We start from the raw sequence: 24,761 nt of genomic DNA, 5'->3' as shown, positions 1-24,761 counted from the left end.
ACAATCTATATGATTATGTTAAGTCGTTAAACTCCAATTTTTCACCAAATGATTCACATAACAAAAGTGTCTCTTTTACATCGTCTATTGTTGTTCTTGGGTTTATAAGACACATACGTAACACTACTTGATTTTGTAGTACAGTAGTAACCAGTAAAGCTTCTCTAGATTCAATTACTTTTTTGGAAATAGATTGGTTTATTAAATCCAATTCTTTTTCGGTATAAGACTTGCCTATAGGATTGTATCTAAAGTTTATAACAGCTAATGTTGCTGGTGATATTACTTCCCAATAGGGGCTTTTACGCAATAAGCTTTCAACTTCTTCGGTTAAATCTATAGAATAGCTAATAGCCTTTTTAAATGCATTTAAACCAAAGGTTTTCAATGACATATAGAATTTTAATGCTCTAAAACGTCGGGTAAGTTGAATTCCATGATCATAAAAATTAATTTCCGATGTATTGCCTTCAATATCTCTTAAATACTCGGGTTTTTCACTAAATGTTTCACTTAACCATTTATGATTTTTAACAAGGAGACAACCCATTTCGTAAGGTTGAAATAACCATTTGTGAGGATCTATTGTTAAGGAATCTGCCTTTTCAATTCCTTTTAAAAGTTGGCTACCTTTTTTGGATAGAATTGCTGCACCACCATAAGCTCCATCAATGTGAAACCATAATTTTTCTGTTTTACAAATTGTTGCAATTTCATTTAAAGGGTCAACTGTTCCAGTATTTGTTGTTCCTGCCGAAGCTATAATGCAAAAAGGTTTAAGCCCTTCAAGCTTGTCTTTAGCAATCGCATTTTTAAGTTTGTTATTAGCCATTTTAAACTCAATATCTGTTGGGATAATACGCACTTGTTCCTTTTTAAACCCTAATACTCTTATGGCTTTAATGTTTGAAGAATGTGCTTGATCTGACATATAGATAATAGCTTTTGAAAAATCATCTCCGCATTGATGTCTTCTTGCAGTTACCAAAGCAGTTAAGTTTGCCATAGAACCACCGCTGGTAAAAATTCCGCCACCTTTTTTTTCTGGAAAATTAAATAGTTTTAAGAGCCATTGAATACTTACAATTTCAAGTTCTGAAGCTGCAGGTGACCCAGCCCAACCACCAGAAAAAATATTATAGCCAGTTGCTAATGTGTCGGCCATAACACTTACATAATTGCTTGGTCCTGGAACAAAAGAATATGATTTTGGATGTGTAAAGAAATCGCTATAAGGGAACACTTTGTTAACCACAAAGTCCAATACATCTTGATAGTTTGTAGGTTTTTCAGGTACTTCAATTTTTAATAATAATTCCATTTCTTCTCTTGACGCTGTTGTAACGGGTTTTTTTAAACGTTCGGTATCAAAATGATCTACAATAGTATCTATTACTTGATAGCCAAATTGTTTCATTTCTTCTTTATCGAGTTGTAATGTATGTGCGTTTAACATAAGTGCAAATGGTTTTTATATGTTTAAAATTTGGTTTGCAATGTAATAATGAAAAGTAAGCCAATTATAACCTTATTATGGTGAAATAATATTTTCAGTACAATTCTTTTAATGACAATTTACTTGACTAGAAGCCACGTCCACAAAGGGGGTAGGAGATATGTATGGAATTCCTAAACCTAAACCACGTAAAATAAATAATATTCCAATTACAACTACAAAAACAGGTATTACCTTTTGAATACGTTGTTTTATAGTAGTATTCAAAAATTTACCTAGATAAATTGCAGATGTCATTAATGGTATAGTTCCTAAACCAAATAATACCATATATAAACTGCTTTGAAGTGCGCTTCCAGTAACCAATGATGCAAAAACAGCCATGTAAACCAAACCACAAGGTAAAAAACCATTCAAGAAACCAATAGTTAAAAATGTATCTGCTGTTTTCTTTTTTAATGATTTCCCTAAAGCCGACTTAATTTTTGAAATAACCTTATAAACTGGTTTTAAAAAGTTGTATTTATTAAATATATGAACGGGAATTATCACTAGAATTATCATTAAAATACCAATAGTAATAGATAATTGCTGTTGTAGTCCAAAAAGATAAAGACTCTTGCCAATTATTCCAAAGAGAAGCCCAATTATAGCATAGGATATTAGCCTTCCAAAATGATAAACAGAAATCTGCACTATTTTTTTTAAGGAATGGTTTCTGTCAACAGGTAACATAAATGCAATTGGTCCACACATGCCTATGCAGTGCAAACTTCCTAAAAGACCAAATATGAGTGCAGACCAGAGCATTAATACACGATTTCCTTTTTGTATAGATATGATTTTCCGTTATACTGCCAATCCACTTTTATGTTCCAACGACCATCTAATAAACGATTGTCAGGTATGAGCAAATATTGGTTAGACAATGACAAGGGTATATCAAAGTCTAATTGCTTATTAGATGGTCTATATAGGAACACTTTTCCAGTTATATCTTGTGCTTTAAGTGTTTTTGGAAAATGCAATAATATACCTTCGTTGGTTTTTTGCCAGGTAATATTTTCGGTTAAATTATTTCCGTTTTTTTGTTTATCAATATCATTTTGAAATTCTAATTCTTGTTTGTAATAATCATCTGTTACTAAATCATGATCATATTTTTTGTTGGTATTCATGCTTATAACAAAGTACATGATAAAGCTTATAAAGCCTATGAATGCAATAATTACTCCTGTTCCCCAATTAAATTTCATGGTGTTTTATTTTTTTAGTTATAACTTCTTGGTCCTAAAAAGTTAACGGTCGTGGTTTCAATTAATTGGTCTCCACTATAAACTTCAATCATTAATTTGTTTTTATCTCCAGTAAGCTGTTTTTTATCAATTTCAATAAACAAAGTACCTTCAGCAAGGCTTTCTTCTGCTATGGTAATATAATCTGCGTTTGAAACTACTTTTATTTCGCCATCATATTTACGAAGCTTAAAACTTACACTATCTATTTCATGTACAGTTTTATTAATTAATTTATAAGTAAAAACATTACTGATAATATTATTTTCTTTATGCTCGTATAATTGTCCTGGCAAGCGTAATACTCTTGCTTCTATATCATTTCGTAAAAGTAACATTCCTGTAAGAACACCTGTTAATATTATCAAAACGGCAATATAGCCTTTCATACGAGCCGTTAATTTAAACTTTTCTTTTTTCTCTATTTCATCCTCGCTGGCATAGCGAATAAGACCTTTAGGGAGATTAATGCTTTTCATAATATGGTCACACTCATCTATGCAAGCTGTACAGTTTACACATTCTAGTTGCGTTCCGTTTCTAATATCGATTCCTGTTGGGCACACATGTACACACTGTAAACAATCAATACAGTCGCCATGACCTAGAGCCGCTCGATCTTCATTTTTTCTAAATTTTTTCCGTCCATTTTTTCCTTCGCCGCGTTTATGGTCATAAGCAACAACAATGGATTTATTATCTAAAAGAACACCTTGTAAGCGACCATAAGGGCAGGCAATAATACATACCTGTTCTCTAAACCATGCAAACACAAAATAGAAAACTGCAGTAAAAATAATAAGCGGAAATAGTGTGCTAAAATGTTCTGAAGGTCCTTCTGTAATGTATCTAATGAGTTTATCACTACCTATTAAATAAGCCAAAAAGACATTAGCAATTAAAAATGAAATAACCAGAAAAGCTAACCATTTTAAAAGACGTTTTCTAATTTTTTCAGCATTCCATTTTTGCCTGTCTAGCTTTCGCTGTTTGTTTCTATCTCCATCAATCCAATATTCTATGCGTCTGAAAACCATTTCCATAAAAATGGTTTGAGGACAGATCCATCCACAAAAAATGCGTCCAAAACCAACTGTGAATAGTGTAATAAATACTACTCCAATGAGCATAGAAATCACAAACAAATGAAAATCTTGAGGCCAAAAAGGAAATCCAAAAATATTGAAACGACGTTCTAATACATTGAACATCAGGAATTGATTGCCGTTAATTTTGATGAAAGGTGCAGCAAACAAAATGGCTAACAGAAAATAGCTAACTATTTTACGATTTTCATAGTACTTGCCACTGGGTTTTTTTGGATAAATCCAAGCTCTTTTACCTTCATCGTTTATGGTAGCAATCGAATCTCTAAATGATCCATTTTCTGTAGTCTCCACAAATGTTCTTGTCTAATGAATAGTCTTTGTATTATTTTTTTTAAAATAATTTAATCCGTATTGTCATCTATCCAAATATCTCCTTCAGGATTCTTTGGTTCTGCTGGAGTTGTACCTTGAAATTGTAAAATATAACTTGCTACTTGCGCAATTTCTATAGGTTTTAAGCTTTGTTTCCAAGCAATCATGCCTTTACCATCACGTCCGCCTTCATTAATGGTTTGAAACACGTTCTTAATTCCACCGCCAAGTATCCAATAGTTATCTGCCAAGTTAGGACCAATACCACCACCACCATCATCTTTATGACATGCCACGCAATTGGTTTCATAAATGGCTTGACCAGCTTTTAAATCCGCTAGATCAGTTAAAACGGTTACGGTATTGATATCGACCAAATCTTTTGCAGTCTTCTTGTATTCTTCAATGGCAAGCTTGGCTTCGGCGTATTCAGTCTCTAATTCTTGATACTGATTTTGGCCATCAAAGACATGATATCTTAATAAATAAATTGCACCAAAAATAATGGAAGCATAAAAACTATAAAGCCACCATGGTGGTAAACTATTATCTAGTTCTCGAATGCCGTCATAGTTATGATCCAGAATAATTTCATGCTCTTCTTGTATGGGTCTAGATCCTAACAATTTTTTATACATGTTTTTTGTCCAAATAAATAGTTTTGGTTGAGCATTGACGTTAGCCATATACCTTGCTTTGGCCTCTTCATCTAGGCTTTTGGAAACAATATTGTCTATAGTACTGACAATGGCTTCCATAGCAATTAAAATCAACAGGACTAGTAGCAAAAATAACATGATGATCGGTTGCTCAATAAATGCTGGTTTTTCTCCAGAATCAATAAAGTATTCTACAATTCCGAAGATGATAAAAAATATAATTGGGACTCTTACCCAAGATGGAATAAAATGTCTCATAATTCTGTTTGGTTTTGGTTATCTAAAGGTATATTACTTACAGTTTTGATATAATCTTTTTTAGCTGTGACTACCCACCAAAATAGGATAACGAAAAAGATAAAAAAGATAAGTAAAGATATAATGGGGTATATTTCAATGCCTGAAATACTCTCCATATGATTTTTTACAAATTTTAGCATAATTCTAGTTTTGAGCGGTTGTCTCTAAATTGTCAACTTTTATATCTGTTCCTAATCTTTGTAAATATGCAATGAGCGCTACTATTTCACGATTTCTCATTTCAATAAATTCTGATCCTCCTTCTTGCTTATCGGCTTCGTATCCTTCAGCAAAATCTGGATCTGTATACAAGTTTTTCTCAATTTGAGTTCCTTGTTCCAACATGTGGGCTTGAGCGTTGGCAATATCTTCTTCGCTATAAGGAACACCCAATTTTACCATAGTTTTCATTTTTGTCTCGGTTTGCGACTTATCCAGTTCATTTCTAATTAACCATTGATATGCTGGCATAATAGAACCGGACGAAGTACTTTGTGGATCATACATATGATTTAAGTGCCAATTATCCGAATATTTTCCACCAATACGATGTAAATCTGGACCAGTACGTTTACTTCCCCAAAGGAATGGATGATCGTAAACAAACTCTCCAGCTTTGGAATAATCACCATAGCGTTCAACTTCACTTCTAAAAGGGCGAATCATTTGCGAATGGCAACCAACACAACCTTCTCTAATATAAATATCTCTTCCTTCTAATTCCAATGGAGTATATGGTTGTACACTTGAAATTGTTGGAATATTGGATTTTACCATAATAGTTGGTACTATTTGAACAATACCACCAATTAATATAGCGACTGTTGCATATAATGTTAGCTTGATTGGTTTACGTTCTAACCAGGTATGCCAACCTTCTCCTGAAGTACGTCTTTTTGATACATGTTGTAGTGCTGAAGCTTCAGCCAATTCATCGGTAACTTTACTGCCACTTCTTACAGTTAATATAATATTATAAACTAAAATTAGCATACCCACAACATATAGTGTTCCTCCAATAGCACGCATCCAATACATAGGCATGATTTCAGTAACTGTTTCTAAAAAGTTACCATAAACTAATGTTCCGTCTGGATTAAATTGTTTCCACATACTAGCTTGAGTAAATCCTGCAACATACATTGGCAGAGCGTACATGATTATACCTAATGTTCCAATCCAGAAATGCAAGTTAGCCAGACCATTAGAAAATAATTTTGTTTTAAAGAGTCTTGGCACTAAATAGTATATTATACCAAAAGCCATAAAGCCGTTCCAAGCTAATGCTCCAACATGTACATGTGCAATAATCCAATCTGTAAAGTGACCTATAGCATTTACATTTTTGAGTGATAACATTGGTCCTTCAAAAGTGGCCATACCATAACCTGTAATGGCAACCACCATAAACTTTAAAACAGGATCTGTCCTTACTTTATCCCAAGCTCCGCGAAGTGTTAATAAACCATTTATCATTCCACCCCAAGAAGGCATAATAAGCATAACAGAAAAGGCAACACCTAAATTTTGTGCCCATTCTGGTAAAGCTGTATACAATAAATGATGAGGTCCTGCCCATATATAAATGAATATTAAAGACCAAAAGTGAACAATAGATAATCTATATGAATAAACGGGTCTATTAGCTGCTTTTGGCACAAAATAATACATCAAACCTAAAAACGGAGTAGTTAAGAAGAATGCTACTGCATTGTGTCCATACCACCATTGTACCAATGCATCTTGAACCCCAGCATAAACAGAGTAACTTTTTAAAGCACTGACAGGAAGCTCTAAACTATTGAAAATATGAAGTACAGCTACCGTTACAAATGTTGCAATATAAAACCAAACAGCAACATACAAATGACGTTGTCTTCTTTTCAAAATGGTCCATATCATATTAACACCAAATACTACCCAAACCAAGGCAATGGCAATATCAATTGGCCATTCTAGTTCTGCATATTCTTTTGATGTTGTATAACCAAGTGGTAATGAAATTGCAGCCGCGACTATAATTAATTGCCAGCCCCAAAAGTTGATATTACTTAATAGATCACTTGCCATTCTTGTTTTTAATAATCGCTGTAGCGAATAGTAAATTCCGGCAAACATGGCATTGCCTACAAAAGCAAAAATAACGGCATTGGTGTGTAAAGGTCTTAAGCGACCAAAACTTAACCACGAAATGTCATCAGTTAAATTTGGGAATATAAACATAAAAGCCAGTAGTAAACCTACTACCATTCCTACAACACCAAAAACAATAGTGGCGTAGATGAATTTTTTAACGATTTTATTATCGTAGTAAAACTGTTGTACTTCCATAATAATTAATTAGTCTTTTTTGATTTAATAGATGGTTTGGTTTGTTCTTTAAGAAGTTCATCTTCAAATAGCATACGTACTGAAGGTGTGTAATTATCGTCATATTGCCCATTTCTTACAGCATAAATGAATGCAATAAAAAACACTATAGCCACTATAATGCTAATACCCAATAAAATATATATAACACTCATACCTATTTGAAGTTATCGATCAAAAGTACCGTTAAAAGTTACTTAAAAATATGATAAAAGTCATGTTTGTTAACTTTAATTATTTCAATTTCCTTCCTAATAAGTTTGTTGAAACAGTCGTAAAAATTACAATACTTATAGAGCTTAAAGGCATAAGTATTGCAGCAACTACAGGTGCTAATTGCCCTGTTACTGCAAAATAAAGCCCAATTACATTATACATAAAAGACAGAATAAAACTCCATTTAATAATTGTTATAGCACTCTTAGAAGCTTTGATATAGCTATATAATTTGTTGATTTTGGAAGCATCTAAAATGGCATCACAGGCTGGAGAAAAAACATTAATATTTTCTGATACAGCAATACCAACATTGCTTTGTGCAAGCGCTCCAGCATCATTTAGACCATCACCAACCATAAGTATTTTAGCACCTTCTGATTGATGATATTTTATATATTCTAACTTATCATCTGGATTTTGGTTGAAAATTAATTTAGTTTTTGTAGGTAAAAGTTTTCTCAAATTCTTTAACTCTCCTTCATTATCGCCTGAAAGAATGACAAGATCAAAATGTTTTTTCAATTGGTTGAAAAGTTTTGAAACACCTTTCCTGTATCTGTTATAAAAAGTAAACTTTCCTTTGTATTGGTTGTTAGTGCTTACATGAACAGCAGTGTTTAGTGCCGAATTTTCTGTTACTCCAACAAAATTAGCCGAACCAACTTTAATAGAATTTCTATTATATGATGCCTCAATACCTTTACCGACATGCTCTTCAAAATGGTTGAGACTAATAATGTTATTTTCTTCAAGGATGTTGTAAAGTGTTCTACTTAAAGGATGATTTGAGCCGCGAAGCGTGTTTTTCAGTAAAACTTCTTCAGAATGAGATAATTTTTCACCTTCATAAATTGCGGTACTTTGTTTGTTGGATGTTATTGTTCCTGTTTTATCAAAAATAATTGTATTAATTGATGCCAATTGTTCAATAACAGTGGCATTTTTTATGTAAAACTTGAGTTTTCCAAATATGCGTAACAAATTACCATATGTGAACGGTGCCGATAATGCGATTGCACATGGACAAGCTATTATGAGTACTGCTGTAAAGACATTCATGACTTTGGAAGAATCGACAAAAATCCAATACGAAGTTGCAATGACAGCAATACTTAAGATTGCTATAGTAAAGTGTTTACTTATGGCATTTGTTAATGTGGTAAAACCATCTTCCTTACTTTTATTGAATACATCATTACTCCATAATTGTGTAAGATAACTTTGTTCAACCGATTTTATAGCTTCTATTTCAATCACCCCATGTGTTTGTTTACCACCAGCAAAAAGCTTATCTCCTGATTTTTTGTTTACTGTTTCAGACTCACCTGTAACAAAACTATAATCAATTCTCGCTTTTCCATTAATCAATATGCTATCAACGGGGATGAGTTCTCCATTTCTGATAAGGAGTCTATCACCATTTTTAATATCATACACCTGAATTGGTTTTTCTTGTCCATGAGAAATTTTTGTAACAGCTATTGGGAAATAAGATTTATAGTCACGTTCAAAAGAAAGGAATGAATATGTTTTTTGCTGAAAAAATTTTCCAACTAGCAAAAAGAAGACCAATCCTGTAAGACTGTCAAAGAAACCTGATCCTAAATCGAAAACAATTTCAATGGTGCTTCTTACAAATAGAACAGTAATGCCAAGAGCAATCGGGACATCAATATTTAATAATTTTGAACGTAAGCCCTTATACGCTGAAATAAAATAATCTTGACTAGCATAAAATACAACTGGTAATGAGAAAGCGAACATAAGCCAACGGAACAAATGTTTATATTTTTCTAGCCAAAATTCGCCAACTTCAAAATATTCTGGAAACGATAGGAACATGACATTACCAAAAGCAAATCCGGCAATGCCTAGTTTATAAATAAGAGATCTGTTTATATATTGTTTTCCTGTTTTAAAATCATCTAAAGAAATGTAAGGCTCGTATCCTATAGAGTTTAAAAGTAAAACAACTTCTTTTAATGAATAGCTTTCGGTATTATAAGTAACACGAACATTTTTCTTACCAAAATTAACTTGAGATGTTATTATGTTTTGATTTAGCTTGTTGAGGTTTTCTAAAATCCAAATACAAGAACTACAATGTATATGTGGAATATAAAGTGTGGTAATTTGAGTTTTCCCATCATTAAATTCGGTGAGTTTTTCAATAATGTTTTCTTGAGAAAGAAAATCATATTTTCCTGCTATTTCTTTTGGAACAGCTCCTGGAGAAGATTGTAAGTCGTAATAACATGTTAAATCATTTTCATAAAACATCTCGTAAACGGTCTTACAACCATTACAACAAAATGATTTATTATTGAATTCAATGATTGCAGAAACACAATTATCACCACAGTGGAAACAAGTAACCTTGCCCATAATATTTGCTCATTTTTACCCTTAACAAAAGTCACAAAACAAGTGCCTTAAAAATATGATATTTGTCATGTTTTATTTAATTTTACAAGATACAAAAAGTAGCTATGAGTAAATGTGAACAATGCATCGTTAGACAATTTAATTCATTAAAATCTTTAACACACCAAGAAATACATAGAATTTCCAATTGTAAAGTCTCAAGAATAGTTAAACGTGGAGAATCTATTTTTGAAGAAGGTGAAACTATTAATGGGGTTTTTTGTGTCAAAGATGGGATATGTAAATTATCAAAGTTAAGTGCTAATGGCAAGGATCAAATTGTCAAACTGGTAGCTAAGGGAGAATTGTTAGGTCAACGTTCTTTGATTGGGGAAGAGTCTGCAAACTTAAGTGCTATAGCTTTGTCAGATATGGAAGTTTGCTTTATTCCTAAAAGCGAAATTATTGGAGATTTACAAAAAAACACCAATTTTTCCATGGATCTATTAAAGGAAATGGCACAGGATTTAAAGGAATCTGATAATGTAATAGTAGACATGGCTCAAAAATCTGTTAAGCAAAGGTTAGCAGAAACGTTGCTTTACATGAATAATCATATTGGAATTACTGAAGATGGGTATATAAAACTTTCTTTATCTCGAGAAGACTATGCTAATTTAGTTGGTACCGCAACCGAGTCTGCAATTCGAATTCTATCGCAGTTTAAAAGAGACGGATTAATATCTACATCCGGAAAACAAATTAAGATAGAAGATTTGAATGCTCTAAAGCGAGTAGAATAAAGATGTTTTACCAATTACTTCTAGATTTAATATTTGCTTCGCAAAGATTAATAATTTCAACTACGCGCTTTTCCCTAGTTGCATCACGTTTAGCGTGATTGAGCCAGTACAAATAACCTTTTCTGTATGAAGGCGCAAAATTTTTATAATTTTCAAAAGCAAGAGGAGATTCGTCAAATGCTTTTTGGAGATTTTCGGGTATTACTTCGTTTTCAACATCATCCAAAGCTGTCCAACTTCCGTTTTCTTTTGCAATCTTAATTTTTCGCAAACCACTTTTATGCATTAAGTTATTTTTGGTAAGTTCTTTAATATATTTTTTATTTAGAGCGCTCCAAACACTTTTTGGATTTCTAGGTGTAAAATATTGTCTGCGTTTTCCATTACCCAAACTTTTTACAGTAGAGTCTATCCAACCATAACAAAGGGCAACTTTTACAGCTTCTTCCCAACGCATACTTTCTTTGTCATGCGTAACTTTGTAAAAAATAAGATATAAGCCTTGAGAAGTATCATGATTATCATGTAACCATTTTCGCCATTCTTCATCATCTTTAAAGTACAGTTCTGGTAATGACATAGATTATAATTTATACTATGATTAATTTTCACAAAGTTAAAGAAATAAAAAAGCCAGTTCAATAATTTGAACTGACCCTTTCGTCATTTTGAATTAGTCAATAAAAGCTGCTATTAAAAGCAGTATTTGTTTTCGCCTTTTACTTTTTCGGCAATTTCGTTGCGTAAATCTACAATATCTGGATAGTTTTGATATTTAGTGAAACGTTTTAATCCCATGAGCATCATACGTTGTTCATCACCTTCTGCAAAAGAGATGATGCTTTCTTTTCCTTTTTTCTCAATGGTTTCAACGGCTTGATATAAATATAGTTTTGCCATGGCTATTTGTACAGATTGTTCTTTTTCACCATAACGTTTGGCATTCTTTTCTGTACGTAGAATAGCAGATTCTGCCATATAGATTTCAATTAAGATATCTGCAGCGGCAACCAATAGTTGTTGGTGTTCTTCTAAATCTGGACCGAACTTTTGAACAGCAGCACCTGCAACCATCAGGAACGTTTTCTTGAGCTTCTTAATCATATCTTTTTCTTCGGAAAATAATTCAGAATAATCAGGCGTTTCAAATGATGGAATTCCCATTAACTCTTCTTGGACTTTCATAGCTGGACCTAATAAATCTACATGACCTTTCATAGCTTTCTTTACTAACATACCGACAGAAAGCATACGGTTAATTTCATTTGTGCCTTCATAAATTCTGGCAATACGAGCGTCTCTCCAAGCAGCTTCCATAGGTGTTTCTTCAGAAAATCCCATACCACCAAAAATCTGGATACCTTCATCAGAACAATTCTGTACATCTTCTGAAACAGCAACTTTTAAAATAGAACATTCAATAGCATATTCTTCGACACCTTTTAACTCGGCTTCTTGATGCGAATTTCCTGCTGCAACTCTCAATGCAATCCGGTCTTCAATATTTTTTGAAGCTCTGTACGTAGCAGATTCACCTACATAGGCATTAGTAGCCATTTCAGCCAGTTTTATTTTTATAGCACCAAAATCTGCAATTGCTGTTTTAAATTGTTTGCGCTCATTGGCATACTGTACTGCTGCAGTTGTGATACGACGTTGTGAATCTAAACATGCAGCGGCTAATTTAATGCGTCCAACGTTTAACGTGTTCATTGCTATCTTGAAACCATTTCCTCTTTTAGACAGCATGTTTTCAACAGGCACAATAGTATCATTAAAAAAAACTTGTCGAGTTGAACTCGCACGAATTCCTAGTTTATGTTCTTCTTCTCCTAATGTAATTCCATTAGGATTCTCTTTATCATATTCAACTATAAATCCAGTAATATTTTTATCGTCTTCAATACGTGCAAAAACAATCATTAAACGACAGAAACCTGCATTAGAAATCCACATTTTTTGACCATTTATTTTATAGCTTTTCTCATCTATAGAAAGTGTGGCAGTAGTTTTTCCAGAGTTGGCATCACTTCCTGCTCCGGGTTCAGTTAAACAGTAAGAACCGAACCATTCTCCTGACGCTAGTTTGGGAACATATTTTTGTTTTTGTTCTTCTGTACCATATAATGTAATTGGTAAAGTACCAATTCCAGTATGTGCACCAAAAGCTGTACTGAATGATCCGGTTCCGCTTGAAATATAATCACAGGTCAAAACTGTTGAAACAAATCCCATCCCAAGACCTCCATAAGCTTCAGGAACAGCTACGCTTAAAAAACCCATTTCTCCAGCTTTACGCATGCATTCTTCCGTAAGTGCAAAATCTTTTGCTTCAAAACGAGGTTTATGAGGAATAATCTCTCGGTCATTAAATTCAATAACCGATTCTTTCATCATTTTTTGTTCTTCTGAAAAATCTTCAGGAGTAAATACGTCTTCGCATTTTGTTTCTTTTACTAGAAACTGTCCACCTCTCAAGATGTCCTTTTCAGTTGTTTCCATTTATAATAGTATTAAGTTTTTTAGTTTAAAAATTCGAATATTCCACATGCGCCTTGACCAGTTCCAACACACATGGTTACTGCACCGTACTTTCCTTTCATTTCTCGCTTTCTCATTTCATCAAATAATTGTACTGATAGTTTGGCACCAGTACATCCCAAAGGATGTCCTAAAGCGATTGCTCCACCATTGACATTTACAATATCAGGATTTAAACCTAATTCACGAATAACTGCAAGTGATTGTGAGGCAAAAGCTTCGTTAAGCTCTATAAGCTCTATATCATTTTGTTTTAAATAAGCTTGAGCTAATGCTTTAGGAATTGCTTTTACTGGACCAATTCCCATGATGCGAGGTTCAACACCTGCAGCTGCATAGCTTACTAAACGAGCAATGGGTTCTAAATTTAGTTCTTTAACCATATCTTCACTCATGACCATAACAAAAGCAGCACCATCGCTCATTTGAGAAGAGTTACCTGCAGTAACACTTCCACCTTGAGCGAATACAGGTCTTAATTTTGCCAATGCTTCGAGACTTGTACCTTTTCTCGGACCTTCGTCTTTAGTTACTGTATAGGTTTTTGTAGATTTTTTACCATTCTCACCTATATAAGTTTGATTGACTTCAATAGGGACTATTTGGTCTTGAAACCGATTTTCAGCTTGTGCTTTTAATGCTTTCATGTGTGAATTGTATGAAAACTCATCCTGATCTTCTCGAGACACCTTAAATTGATTAGCTACGGCTTCGGCAGTATTTCCCATTCCCCAATAATAATCAGCATGCCCAGCATTTACAATGTCATAATTAAGTTCTGGTTTATAACCCGACATAGGAACAGAGCTCATACTTTCTGCACCACCAGCAATAATGCAATTGGCCATGCCAGATTGAATTTTAGCAGTCGCTATTCCGATAGTTTCAATTCCAGAAGAACAAAAACGATTAACAGTTACACCTGGAACATCTACAATATCTAATCCCATTAAGGAGATTAATCGTCCCATGTTTAAGCCTTGAGAACCTTCAGGCATTGCATTACCTACAATAACATCATCAATACGTTTTGCATCAAAATCTGGCAATTCTTTCATCATGTACTTAATGGTTTCTGCAGCTAACTCGTCGGTTCTTTTGAAACGGAACACACCTCTTGGTGCTTTACCAACAGCTGTTCTATATGCTTTTACTATATATGCTTGTTTCATTTTTTAATTTCTTAAAGGTTTTCCTGTTTTCAACATGTGTTGAATACGTTCAAGTGTTTTTCTTTCTGTACAAAGACTTAAGAATGCTTCACGTTCTATATCCAATAAGTATTGTTCGCTCACATTGGTTGGTTCTGATAAATCACCACCAGACATAACATAAGCCAATTTATTAGCTATTTTTTGATCATGTTCACTTATATAATTACTTGCATTCATAGAATCCGTGCCGACTAAAAATAGTCCAAGTGCTTGTTTGCCCAATACTTTAATATCATTGCGTTTAATAGGTTGAGTATAACCTTGTTCAGCCATCAATTTTGCATAAGCTTTTGCAGTAGCAATTTGTCTATCTTTATTAACTACAACGATATCTTTTCCTTTTTGTAGAATATTATTATCATAAGCTTCATAAGCAGAAGTTGATACCTTCGCCATAGCAATAGTTAAAAAATGTTCTCTTAAAATATTAAGTTCTACATCACCTTTTTGGAATAGATCTTGGGCTCGAAGAGTCATTTCTTTAGAACCACCACCACCAGGAATCACACCAACACCAAACTCAACTAAACCAATATATGTTTCTGCAGCTGCAACAATTTTATCGGCATGTAATGACAATTCGCAACCACCACCGAGCGTCATACCGTGTGGAGCAGAGATGGTTGGAATAGAAGAGTAACGCATACGCATCATGGTATCTTGAAAATATTTAATTGACATATTAAGCTCGTCATATTCTTGTTCTACAGCCATCATGAAAATCATTCCAATGTTAGCACCAACCGAAAAGTTTGCTGCTTGGTTGCCAATAACCAAACCTTGAAAATCTTTTTCGGCAAGATCTATGGCTTTGTTTAACCCTGCAAGAACGTCTCCACCTATAGTGTTCATCTTACTTTGAAATTCGCAGTTCAAAATGCCATCTCCTATATCTTCAATAACAACACCAGGGTTTTTAAATACTTCGTTAGTTTTTCTAATATTATCTAGTATGATAAAACTATCTTGACCAGGAATCTTTTCTTGTGTTTTCGTTGTAAAATCATAGACGTATGTTGCACCATCTTTCACTGTATAAAATGATTTGTTTCCTGAATCTAGCATATCATTTACCCAAGCCGCTGGCTCAAGACCTTCTGCTTTCATGATATCTATTCCTTTATCAACACCTATGGCATCCCAAATCTGGAAAGGACCATGTTCCCAACCAAATCCTGCTTTCATAGCATCATCTATTTTATACAAATTGTCTGTGATTTCTGGAATCCTGTTAGAAACATAAGTAAACATTGCAGAGAAATTTTTTCTGTAGAAATCTCCAGCTTTATCTTTTCCAGAGGCTAGGATAGGGAAGCGGTCTATGACTTTATCAACCGTTTTGGTTAACTCTAAAGTGGCAAATCTAGCCGATTTTTTTTGCCGGTATTCTAAAGTGTTGAGGTCTAATGACAAGATTTCACTAGAGCCATCATCTTTTTTTACTTTTTTATAAAAACCCTGACCTGTTTTACTGCCCAACCACTTATTTTCCATCATAGAATTGATGAAATCTGGTAACTTAAAAAGTTTATGAGCTTCATCATCTGGGCAATTCTCATAAATTCCATTGGCTACATGAACCAAAGTATCTAATCCAACTACATCAACAGTTCTAAACGTGGCTGATTTTGGCCGACCAATTACAGGACCGGTTAACTTATCAACTTCTTCAATAGTTAATCCTAATTCTTTTACCTGATGAAATAAACTTTGAATGCCAAATATTCCGATTCGGTTTCCAATAAAAGCTGGCGTATCTTTAGCAATTACAGATGTTTTGCCAAGATATTGTTCGCCATATCCATTTAAGAAGTCCAACACTTCTGTTGTAGTTTTTGGACCTGGAATAATCTCGAATAGCTTTAAGTAACGAGCTGGGTTAAAAAAGTGAGTTCCACAGAAATGCTGTTGAAAATCTTCACTTCGACCATCGTTCATGAATTTAATAGGAATACCCGAGGTATTGGAAGTAATAAGTGTACTAGGTGTTCTATGTTTTTCTAAATTCTCAAACACTTGTTTTTTAATATCTAAACGTTCTACCACCACTTCAATTATCCAGTCTACATCTTTTACTTTAGATATGTCATCTTCTAAATTGCCTGTTGTAATTCTATCAGCAAATTTTTGATGGTAAATAGGAGAAGGTTTCGATTTTAATGCCGATTGAAAAGAACTGTTAACAATTCTATTTCTAACTTCTTTGTCGTTAAGTGATAATCCTTTTGCTTTTTCAGCGTCATTAAGTTCACGAGGGACAATATCTAGAAGAAGTACTTCTACACCTATATTGGCAAAATGACAAGCAATACCACTTCCCATAATTCCAGATCCAATAACAGCTACTTTTTTTATGATTCGTTTACTCATGTTATTTAAGTGAATATTGTTCTTTTTGGTTATATATTTTTTTATTGGAGATCATATTATTGATAAGTTCTGCAACTTCATAAAAATGATTGAGTTTATCTTGAGATATATTGTTACGAATGGCTTCGTTGAACGTTAAAACCTTTTCTCTTGAATATGCGCGTTTTTCACGACCAAATTCCGTCAAATGAATAATTACACCACGACCATCTTCTGGATTGGGCCTACGTTCAATTAATCCCTTTTCTTCCATGGTTTTTAAAGTTCTTGATAGACTAGTAGCTTCCATTCCCATTTTTGGACCAAGTGAAGTTGATGGGGTACCTTTTTCGGGATCAATACTTAACAAAGCAAATCCAGTTGCCATGGTAGTATCAAATTGAGCAGCTTCCTCATTATACATTTTGTTTATGGCTAACCAAGTGGTTCTGAAAATGTAATCTATCGTTTTGTCATTCATATGTTATGATTTTGAAGTCCAAATATACAAAAAATTTATTATGCACGCATAATAAATTTAAAAAAAATATATATAAGTATAAATAAAAAAACCACCTCAAAAGAGGTGGTTTAAATTCATAATGTTCTATTATATTATCCTAGTTTACCATTAACTAGACCAATAACAGCACCTACAATAGCTGACATAACAATTCCAATAACTACATCTAGAGCCATTAACTCAAATGTTGCACCAGAATCCATAGCCATATTAAAGAAATTGTAGAATAAGCCAATAAACAAACCTATTATAGCACCAGCTTTAGCTCCTGTAGCCAAAGTTGTTATTTGAGCCCATTTGGTAAAGATATAGGCTATAAATAATCCGAAAGTGAGGCAGCCTAGGAATATCATAATCATTGTATTGGAGTGTTCCTCTGGTTGTGGAAATGTATCTTTAAAAATCATTCCATAAAATAACCATCCTAAAAGAAAGTCGACAATACCTCCGACAACACCGGAAACTACAAAATTTTTTGTTTTCATTGTATATAATTTTATTAGTTAGTGTTCTAAAAGTATCAAAAAAATGTGAAATTGATAATTTTTTGATTAAAAAATTATCAAATAAACTAATAAAATTATAAATTATTGAGAATAAATTAGTTAATATTTGGATTGTTTAGAAACTTTCATGTCACTAAAATTAGTATAACTATAATAGGTTTAGCTATAGATTTTGTTGTAAAGACTTATATATTTTTCTTTAATTATTTTTCTTTTCATTTTCATAGTTGGTGTTAAATGACCAGATTCAACTGACCAAACATCGGGTGTTAGTTCAAATGCCTTTACCTGTTCCCATTTCCCAAATTTTTTATTCGCATAATCTATTTCTCGCTGTATTCTATCGCGAATTATTTGCGAAGTAGCAATAGACTCATAATCTGGTTCTACTTCTTTTTCTTTTCGTTCAATCCAATCTTGTATGAACTCAAAATTTGGTTGAATAATGGCAGCTGGCATTTTTTCACCTTCACCAACAACCATCACCTGCTCTATAAATCTGGATTGTTTTAATTGATTCTCAATTAATGCAGGAGCAATATATTTGCCACCGGAGGTTTTAAACATCTCTTTTTTTCTGTCTGTTATTTTTAAGAATCCATCAGAATCTATTTCACCGATATCTCCTGTATGAAAAAAGTCTCCTGACATGACTTCAGCCGTTTTTTCAGTGTCTTTATAATAACCTTGCATAACATTAGGTCCTTTAACCAAAATTTCTCCATCTTCTGCAATTTTCACTTCTACGTTATCAATAATACGTCCTACGGTTCCGATTTTAAAACCATTATTTCTCTGGTCATTGACAGAAACCACAGGAGATGTTTCGGTTAAACCATAGCCTTCCATAATAGGCATGTCTGCAGCTGCAAATATTCTTGTTAGTCTTGGTTGTAAAGCTGCACTTCCTGAAACCATCAACTCCAAATTACCACCTAATCCTTCTTTCCATTTGCTAAAAATTAGTTTTCTGGCGAGTTTTAGTTGTTGTTCATACCACCAACCATTAACACCATATGGTTCGTATTTTAAACCAATTTCTATAGCCCAAAAGAATAGGCTTTTTTTTAAACCAGATAACTCACTACCTTTTGCTACAATTTTGTCATAAACTTTCTCATATAACCGAGGTACAGCCGTCATAACAGTTGGTTTCACTTCTTTTAAATTATGACTCATAGCTTCTATAGATTCAGCAAAATAAATTTCTACTCCACAATATTGATATAGATATAAAATCATGCGTTCAAAAACATGGCAAACGGGAAGGAAACTTAATGCTTTAGATTTTCCATGATCAAAAGGGACACGTTTTTCACTATCAATAACATTTGATACTAAATTGTTGTGAGAAAGCATAACGCCTTTCGGTGTACCTGTTGTTCCTGAAGTATAAATTAGTGTAGCTAAATCATGTGGTTTGACTTGATTTTTTCTGTCTTCTACAACATCTTGATTGGATTGGTCTTCACCTAATTTTAATACTTCTTTCCAATTAGTTTCTCTAACAATATCTTCAAAAGTATATACATTTTTTATTGAAGTATTTTGTTTTATCTGATTTAATTTTTCTAAAATGATATCATCCGAAACAAAACAATATATTGATTCAGAATGGTTTAGAATGTACTCATAATCTTCTTTGCAAATAGTAGGATAAATAGGTACATTTTGAGCACCAATTTGAAGGATACCGATATCAACAATATTCCATTCGGTTCTATTTGTGGTAGAAATTACTGCTATTTTATCATTAGGTTGAACACCTAAACGCAACAATCCACGACTTATAGCATTGGCTTGATTGATATATTCTTGCGTTGAGATGGATTGCCACTGTCCATTTCGTTTAGAGGTAAATGCTTTTTGTAAATTATATTTTTCTAATTGATAATAAGGAAAATCAAAAAGTCGTGTTATTTGTGTCATTAAGTAAATTCTCGTTTGTAGACTTGCAAATTATGAAATTAATAATGATTTTCAAATGGGGAATTAAAAAAGGAGCTTATTTAAAAAAGCTCCTTTTCTAAAAATGGATAACTTATTTCACTTAATTGGTTAATTGATCTATCATTCTATTTGATAACATGTAAATTCTTGCAATTTTAATTAAGTTATCTTCTAGATCATAAGAAACACAAAGAGGAACTTTGACAGTTTTATTAGTTGCAGATATGCCTGCGAAATCACCAATGTGTTTGCCTGTAAACATACCTTCTAGTAATGCTTTATCATCCGTAACAATGGAATTAGTTTTTTCCAGATAAGCATCAAATGCTACATGATAAATATAATTTAACATGTTACCAATTGCTTCTTTACCAATAGTAAGTTCATTGGTTTCCATATTAATAAATACTGCATCTTCAGCTAGATATTTAGTATCATGGGACTCAAAATATTTTTCGATTGGTTTTTTTATTTCTTTAGTTTTCATTAATAATTTGTGTTATTGATTAATATTTAAAATCTAAATCTTAAAAGCACCTCATGAGATCCTTTACTGTAATCTTTTACATCTGTTGTTGTAGCTTCATAAGCGTATCCAAAATGTATCCAATTGGCAAGCTTAACTAATCCTAAACCACTCACTGACTCATCTAATCTATATGAAATACCTAATCCAATTTTTCCTTTATGCTTTCCATATGGAAAATTTATTGAATCTGAATATTCAATTATTTCGTTGTATAGTTCTATTGATTTTTCAGGTTCAGAAAACCTATATTCATTGGCTTTGGCTAGCTTATTCTTAATTGGTAAAGTATCTATTTGAGAAAATCCAAAAAAACAATTTAATAATAATATCGCTAGACAAGAATGACGCATAATGAGTTGGTTACGATGCTTTTAAAGTTAAGGTTTTTTATAAATAGTTAGGCTTTAAATTTAAATAGCAATAAAAAAGCCAACCGAATTAGGTTGGCTTTTTTATTATTTTAACAATGTTATGATTTCTCAATCCATTTTCTTGCATTTATAAAGGCTTCTAGCCAAGGAGAAATCCGGTCTTTTCTACCTTCAGGATAGTTAGCCCAATTCCATTGGAAGGTAGAACGTTCAATATGCGGCATGGTGACTAAATGTCGACCAGATTTATCGCACATCATGGCAGTATTATAATCTGAACCATTAGGATTGTGTGGATATTCTGCATAACTATATTTGGCTACGATGTTATAATTATCTTCAGAAAGTGGTAAACTAAATTTTCCTTCGCCATGGGAAATCCAAACACCTAAAGTACTTCCTGACAAAGTTGATAGCATTACCGAATTGTTTTCTTGAACTGTTACTGAAGTAAAAGCACTTTCGTGTTTATGCGAATTGTTGAAGGTCATTTTGCCATGTACCTTGTGGTCTGGATTAATCTCTTCCAATTCCATAAACAATTGACAACCATTGCAAATACCTACAGAAAGCGTATCTTCTCTGTTGAAGAAATCCTGAATGGCTTTATTTGCTTTTTCATTGTATTTAATAGCTCCTGCCCAACCTTTGGCTGAACCTAAAACGTCAGAGTTCGAGAAACCACCTACAGCACCTAAAAACTGAATGTCCTCTAAAGTTTCACGACCTGATATCAAATCGGTCATATGTACATCTTTAACATCAAAACCTGCCAAGTACATGGCATTTGCCATTTCACGTTCACTGTTACTGCCTTTTTCACGAAGAACAGCTGCTTTAGGTCTTGATTTGCTTGAATCAATTAAAGGAAGTTTTCCAGTAAAATGTTTAGGAAATGTATATTTAAGCGGTTGGTTTTTGTAATTATCGTATCTGTCTTTCGCCAAACCATTGGCTGTCTGTTTCTTGTCAAGTAGGGAAGAGGTTTTATACCAAACATCTCGCAATCTAGAAACGGTTAATGTAAAAACATCAGTGTGATTTATTATACTTAAAACATCAGACTCTGTTACTTTACCAATGTTGAAGAATTCGATGTTAGCATTTGCTAAAACAGTTTCAATCGAATTATCTTTTGACTGAAATACAATACCAGCATTTTCTGAAAAAAGTAGTTTGACAGAATCTTTTTCTCCTAAAGAAGTAAGATCTAATTCCGCGCCTATATTTACATCTGCAAAACAGCTTTCAAGCAACGTAGTTATTAATCCTCCAGAAGCCACATCATGTCCGGCAACAATTTGTTCATCCACAATTAATTGTTGAATGGAATTAAAAACATTTTTCACATAATTGGCAGACTTTATATTTGGAGCGTCTGTACCAATTTTATTTACAATTTGAGCAAACGAACTTCCTCCTAATTCAAATTTGTCTTGCGACAGATTAATGTAATAAATATTTCCCTGATTTCTTTTGAAAACAGGCTCAATCACTTTATTAATATCGTTGCAATTTCCTGCTGCCGAAATAATAACGGTTCCAGGTGCAATAACCTCCTCATTAGGATACTTCTGTTTCATGGATAATGAATCTTTTCCAGTAGGAACATTAATTCCTAAATCTATAGCAAACTCTGAAACAGCTTCAACTGCTTGATATAAACGTGCATCTTCACCTTCATTTTTACAAGGCCACATCCAGTTTGCTGATAAGGAAACTGATTGTAAGCCATCTTTTAAAGGTGCCCAAATAATATTGGTTAAGGCTTCTGTAATTGAATTTCGACTACCAGCAACTGGATTAATTAATCCCGAAATAGGAGAGTGCCCAATGGAAGTTGCAATACCTTCTTTTCCATTATAATCAAGTGCCATCACTCCAACATTATTAAGCGGTAATTGTAATGTTCCAACACATTGTTGTTTAGCTACTTTTCCACCAACACAACGATCTACTTTATTGGTTAGCCAGTCTTTACAAGCTACAGCTTCAAGTTGTAAAACTTGATCTAAATAGTCTAAAATATCTTCAGAATTATAGCTTAAATCATCATAATTTCTTTTGATCGAAACGTCATTCATGACTGTTTTTGGTGAGCTGCCAAACATATCTTCCATGGCTAAATCCATGGGTTTGTCGCCTTTGGTTTTACTTTCAAAAGTAAATCTGTTATCGCCTGTAACATTACCAACTGTATACATTGGTGAACGTTCTCTATCTGCAATTTTGTTTAATATGTCAATATGATTTTCAGCAATCACTAATCCCATACGTTCTTGAGATTCATTGCCGATAATTTCTTTAGCAGATAATGTAGGATCGCCAATAGGGAGTTTGTCTAAATCTATCTTTCCACCAGTTTCTTCAACCAATTCAGATAAGCAATTTAAATGCCCACCTGCACCATGATCGTGAATTGAGACAATAAAATTCTCCTTACTTTCAACCATACCACGAATTGCATTTGCAGCGCGTTTTTGCATTTCTGGGTTAGAACGTTGTACAGCATTTAGTTCGATGCCTGAAGCAAATTCGCCTGTATCAGCACTTGAAACAGCAGCGCCACCCATTCCGATTCTGTAGTTTTCACCACCAAGAATTACAATTTTATCACCTTCTTTAGGCGTGTTTTTAAGTGCTTGATCTGCCTTTCCATAGCCAATACCTCCGGCTTGCATTATGACTTTGTCGTAACCTAATTTACGGGCATGTTCTTCGTGTTCAAAAGTTAAGACCGAACCACAAATAAGAGGTTGTCCAAATTTGTTTCCAAAATCTGAAGCTCCATTTGAAGCCTTTATTAATATATCAATTGGAGTTTGATATAACCAATCACGTTCTTTTATGCATTTTTCCCAAGGTCTGTTGTCTTCTAAACGCGAATAGGAAGTCATGTAAACCGCTGTTCCCGCCAGTGGTAATGAACCTTTACCACCAGCAAGTCTATCGCGAATTTCACCACCAGAACCTGTTGCAGCACCATTAAAAGGTTCAACGGTTGTTGGAAAATTATGAGTCTCTGCTTTAAGAGAAATAACCGATTCAAAATTTTCAGTAGTATAATAATCAGGAACATCGGCACGTTTTGGTGCAAACTGCTCTACAATTGGGCCTTTTATGAAAGCAACATTGTCTTTATAAGCTGAAACAATATCGTTTGGATTGGTTTCTGATGTTTTTCTAATGAGTTTAAAAAGTGAGGTTGGTTTTTCTTCACCATCAATCACAAACGTGCCATTAAATATTTTGTGTCGACAATGCTCTGAATTTACTTGTGAGAAACCAAAGACTTCGGAATCGGTAAGTGGTCTTCCTATTTTTTTTGAAACACCTTCTAAATATGCAACTTCTTCATCACTTAACGATAATCCTTCTTGTTGATTATAAGCCGATATATCTTCAATATTTAGAATCGCTTCGGGTTCAATATGGATTGTAAATGACTCTTGATTTAATCCGTTGAACTTTTCAGAAATCATAGAATCAAAATCTTTAAAATCTTCTGAAACAACTTTAAATTCTTCAATTCTCACTATATCTGAAATCCCCATATTTTGAGTAATCTCAACTGCATTTGTACTCCAAGGTGTTATCATAGCAGCTCTTGGTCCAACAAAAAAGGCGTCAAGTGACGCCGAATTTATTTTTGGTTGATTTCCGAATAACCAAGTAAGTTTAGAGATTGTTTCAGGTGATAATTCTTTTGTTGTTTGAACAGCAAAAACCTTACTGTTTGTGTTTCCAAAGAAATGAATCATTATGCTTTAATTTGTATATTGTATTGAAAGTGCAAATTTAATTTATTTCCTAGTAAACTTCATTTAAAATAACATCAAAATACGTGAGTTATTCACCATGTTTTGAACATAAAAAAAGCGACACAAATTC

The 24,761-nt window shown here is 33.3% G+C and carries 20 protein-coding genes; 1 reads left to right on the top strand and 19 read right to left on the bottom strand.

Features of this window, described 5'->3' with window-relative positions; genetic code table 11:
• Nucleotides 1-13: 13 nt before the first annotated feature.
• The 9 genes from AAFP94_RS09970 to AAFP94_RS09930 all read right to left on the bottom strand — a co-directional run bounded on the left by AAFP94_RS09970 (nt 14) and on the right by AAFP94_RS09930 (nt 10,105).
• Nucleotides 14-1,456 (bottom strand): pyridoxal phosphate-dependent decarboxylase family protein, encoded by a 1,443-nt coding sequence (locus AAFP94_RS09970; protein WP_316662541.1) that lies wholly within the window; start codon nt 1,454-1,456, stop codon nt 14-16.
• Nucleotides 1,457-1,564: 108 nt separating this feature from the next.
• Nucleotides 1,565-2,266 carry a sulfite exporter TauE/SafE family protein gene (locus AAFP94_RS09965; RefSeq protein WP_316662539.1) on the bottom strand — a complete coding sequence of 234 codons (702 nt, stop codon included), beginning with the start codon at nt 2,264-2,266 and terminating at the stop codon, nt 1,565-1,567.
• Complete coding sequence (locus AAFP94_RS09960; protein ID WP_316662537.1) at nt 2,266-2,712, bottom strand: FixH family protein; 447 nt, start codon at nt 2,710-2,712, stop codon at nt 2,266-2,268. The genes AAFP94_RS09965 and AAFP94_RS09960 overlap by 1 nt, the downstream gene beginning before the upstream one ends.
• A gap of 14 nt (nt 2,713-2,726) precedes the next feature.
• Entirely contained in the window at nt 2,727-4,151 is a 1,425-nt protein-coding gene (ccoG, locus tag AAFP94_RS09955; RefSeq protein ID WP_316662535.1) for a cytochrome c oxidase accessory protein CcoG, read from the bottom strand.
• Nucleotides 4,152-4,201: 50 nt separating this feature from the next.
• Nucleotides 4,202-5,089, bottom strand: coding sequence for a cbb3-type cytochrome c oxidase N-terminal domain-containing protein (locus AAFP94_RS09950; protein WP_316662534.1), 888 nt, complete (start codon nt 5,087-5,089; stop codon nt 4,202-4,204).
• On the bottom strand, nt 5,086-5,271 hold the full coding sequence (locus AAFP94_RS09945) for a CcoQ/FixQ family Cbb3-type cytochrome c oxidase assembly chaperone (protein ID WP_316662532.1): 186 nt from the start codon (nt 5,269-5,271) through the stop codon (nt 5,086-5,088). Before AAFP94_RS09945 ends, AAFP94_RS09950 begins: the two co-directional genes overlap by 4 nt.
• Nucleotides 5,272-5,275: 4 nt before the next feature.
• Nucleotides 5,276-7,462 carry a cytochrome-c oxidase, cbb3-type subunit I gene (gene ccoN / locus AAFP94_RS09940; RefSeq protein WP_316662531.1) on the bottom strand — a complete coding sequence of 729 codons (2,187 nt, stop codon included), beginning with the start codon at nt 7,460-7,462 and terminating at the stop codon, nt 5,276-5,278.
• 5 nt (nt 7,463-7,467) lie between these two features.
• Nucleotides 7,468-7,656, bottom strand: coding sequence for a cbb3-type cytochrome oxidase assembly protein CcoS (gene ccoS, locus AAFP94_RS09935; RefSeq protein WP_316662530.1), 189 nt, complete (start codon nt 7,654-7,656; stop codon nt 7,468-7,470).
• Between the two features lie 79 nt (nt 7,657-7,735).
• Entirely contained in the window at nt 7,736-10,105 is a 2,370-nt protein-coding gene (locus AAFP94_RS09930) for a heavy metal translocating P-type ATPase (RefSeq protein WP_316662528.1), read from the bottom strand.
• A gap of 104 nt (nt 10,106-10,209) precedes the next feature.
• Between AAFP94_RS09930 and AAFP94_RS09925 the strand changes: the two genes are divergently transcribed.
• Nucleotides 10,210-10,887: a Crp/Fnr family transcriptional regulator gene (locus AAFP94_RS09925; RefSeq protein ID WP_316662527.1), complete on the top strand. Its 678-nt coding sequence runs from the start codon at nt 10,210-10,212 to the stop codon at nt 10,885-10,887.
• A 7-nt stretch (nt 10,888-10,894) separates the two neighbouring features.
• Here the strand turns inward: AAFP94_RS09925 and AAFP94_RS09920 are convergent, their stop codons facing one another.
• The 10 genes from AAFP94_RS09920 to purL all read right to left on the bottom strand — a co-directional run bounded on the left by AAFP94_RS09920 (nt 10,895) and on the right by purL (nt 24,631).
• Nucleotides 10,895-11,467 carry a YdeI/OmpD-associated family protein gene (locus AAFP94_RS09920; protein WP_316662526.1) on the bottom strand — a complete coding sequence of 191 codons (573 nt, stop codon included), beginning with the start codon at nt 11,465-11,467 and terminating at the stop codon, nt 10,895-10,897.
• Between the two features lie 113 nt (nt 11,468-11,580).
• Complete coding sequence (locus tag AAFP94_RS09915; protein ID WP_316662525.1) at nt 11,581-13,389, bottom strand: acyl-CoA dehydrogenase family protein; 1,809 nt, start codon at nt 13,387-13,389, stop codon at nt 11,581-11,583.
• Between the two features lie 20 nt (nt 13,390-13,409).
• Nucleotides 13,410-14,600, bottom strand: a complete 1,191-nt coding sequence (locus AAFP94_RS09910; RefSeq protein WP_316662524.1) for an acetyl-CoA C-acyltransferase — start codon at nt 14,598-14,600, stop codon at nt 13,410-13,412.
• A gap of 3 nt (nt 14,601-14,603) precedes the next feature.
• On the bottom strand, nt 14,604-17,012 hold the full coding sequence (locus AAFP94_RS09905) for a 3-hydroxyacyl-CoA dehydrogenase/enoyl-CoA hydratase family protein (protein WP_316662523.1): 2,409 nt from the start codon (nt 17,010-17,012) through the stop codon (nt 14,604-14,606).
• 1 nt (nt 17,013) lies between these two features.
• Nucleotides 17,014-17,472, bottom strand: a complete 459-nt coding sequence (locus AAFP94_RS09900; RefSeq protein ID WP_316662521.1) for a MarR family winged helix-turn-helix transcriptional regulator — start codon at nt 17,470-17,472, stop codon at nt 17,014-17,016.
• Nucleotides 17,473-17,606: 134 nt separating this feature from the next.
• Nucleotides 17,607-17,999, bottom strand: a complete 393-nt coding sequence (locus AAFP94_RS09895; protein ID WP_316662519.1) for a DUF1761 family protein — start codon at nt 17,997-17,999, stop codon at nt 17,607-17,609.
• A gap of 180 nt (nt 18,000-18,179) precedes the next feature.
• Nucleotides 18,180-19,949 carry an AMP-dependent synthetase/ligase gene (locus AAFP94_RS09890; RefSeq protein ID WP_316662518.1) on the bottom strand — a complete coding sequence of 590 codons (1,770 nt, stop codon included), beginning with the start codon at nt 19,947-19,949 and terminating at the stop codon, nt 18,180-18,182.
• A 121-nt stretch (nt 19,950-20,070) separates the two neighbouring features.
• Entirely contained in the window at nt 20,071-20,457 is a 387-nt protein-coding gene (locus AAFP94_RS09885; RefSeq protein ID WP_316662517.1) for an ester cyclase, read from the bottom strand.
• A 26-nt stretch (nt 20,458-20,483) separates the two neighbouring features.
• Entirely contained in the window at nt 20,484-20,849 is a 366-nt protein-coding gene (locus AAFP94_RS09880; RefSeq protein WP_316662516.1) for a type IX secretion system membrane protein PorP/SprF, read from the bottom strand.
• A 119-nt stretch (nt 20,850-20,968) separates the two neighbouring features.
• Nucleotides 20,969-24,631 (bottom strand): phosphoribosylformylglycinamidine synthase, encoded by a 3,663-nt coding sequence (gene purL, locus AAFP94_RS09875; RefSeq protein WP_316662515.1) that lies wholly within the window; start codon nt 24,629-24,631, stop codon nt 20,969-20,971.
• Nucleotides 24,632-24,761: the final 130 nt, after the last annotated feature.

It is taken from the genome of Gilvirhabdus luticola (genome assembly GCF_040117515.1).
Classification (GTDB): domain Bacteria; phylum Bacteroidota; class Bacteroidia; order Flavobacteriales; family Flavobacteriaceae; genus Gilvirhabdus; species Gilvirhabdus luticola.
The sequence above is the reverse complement of the archived record's forward strand: the minus strand, read 5'-3'. Positions and strand labels throughout refer to the sequence as shown.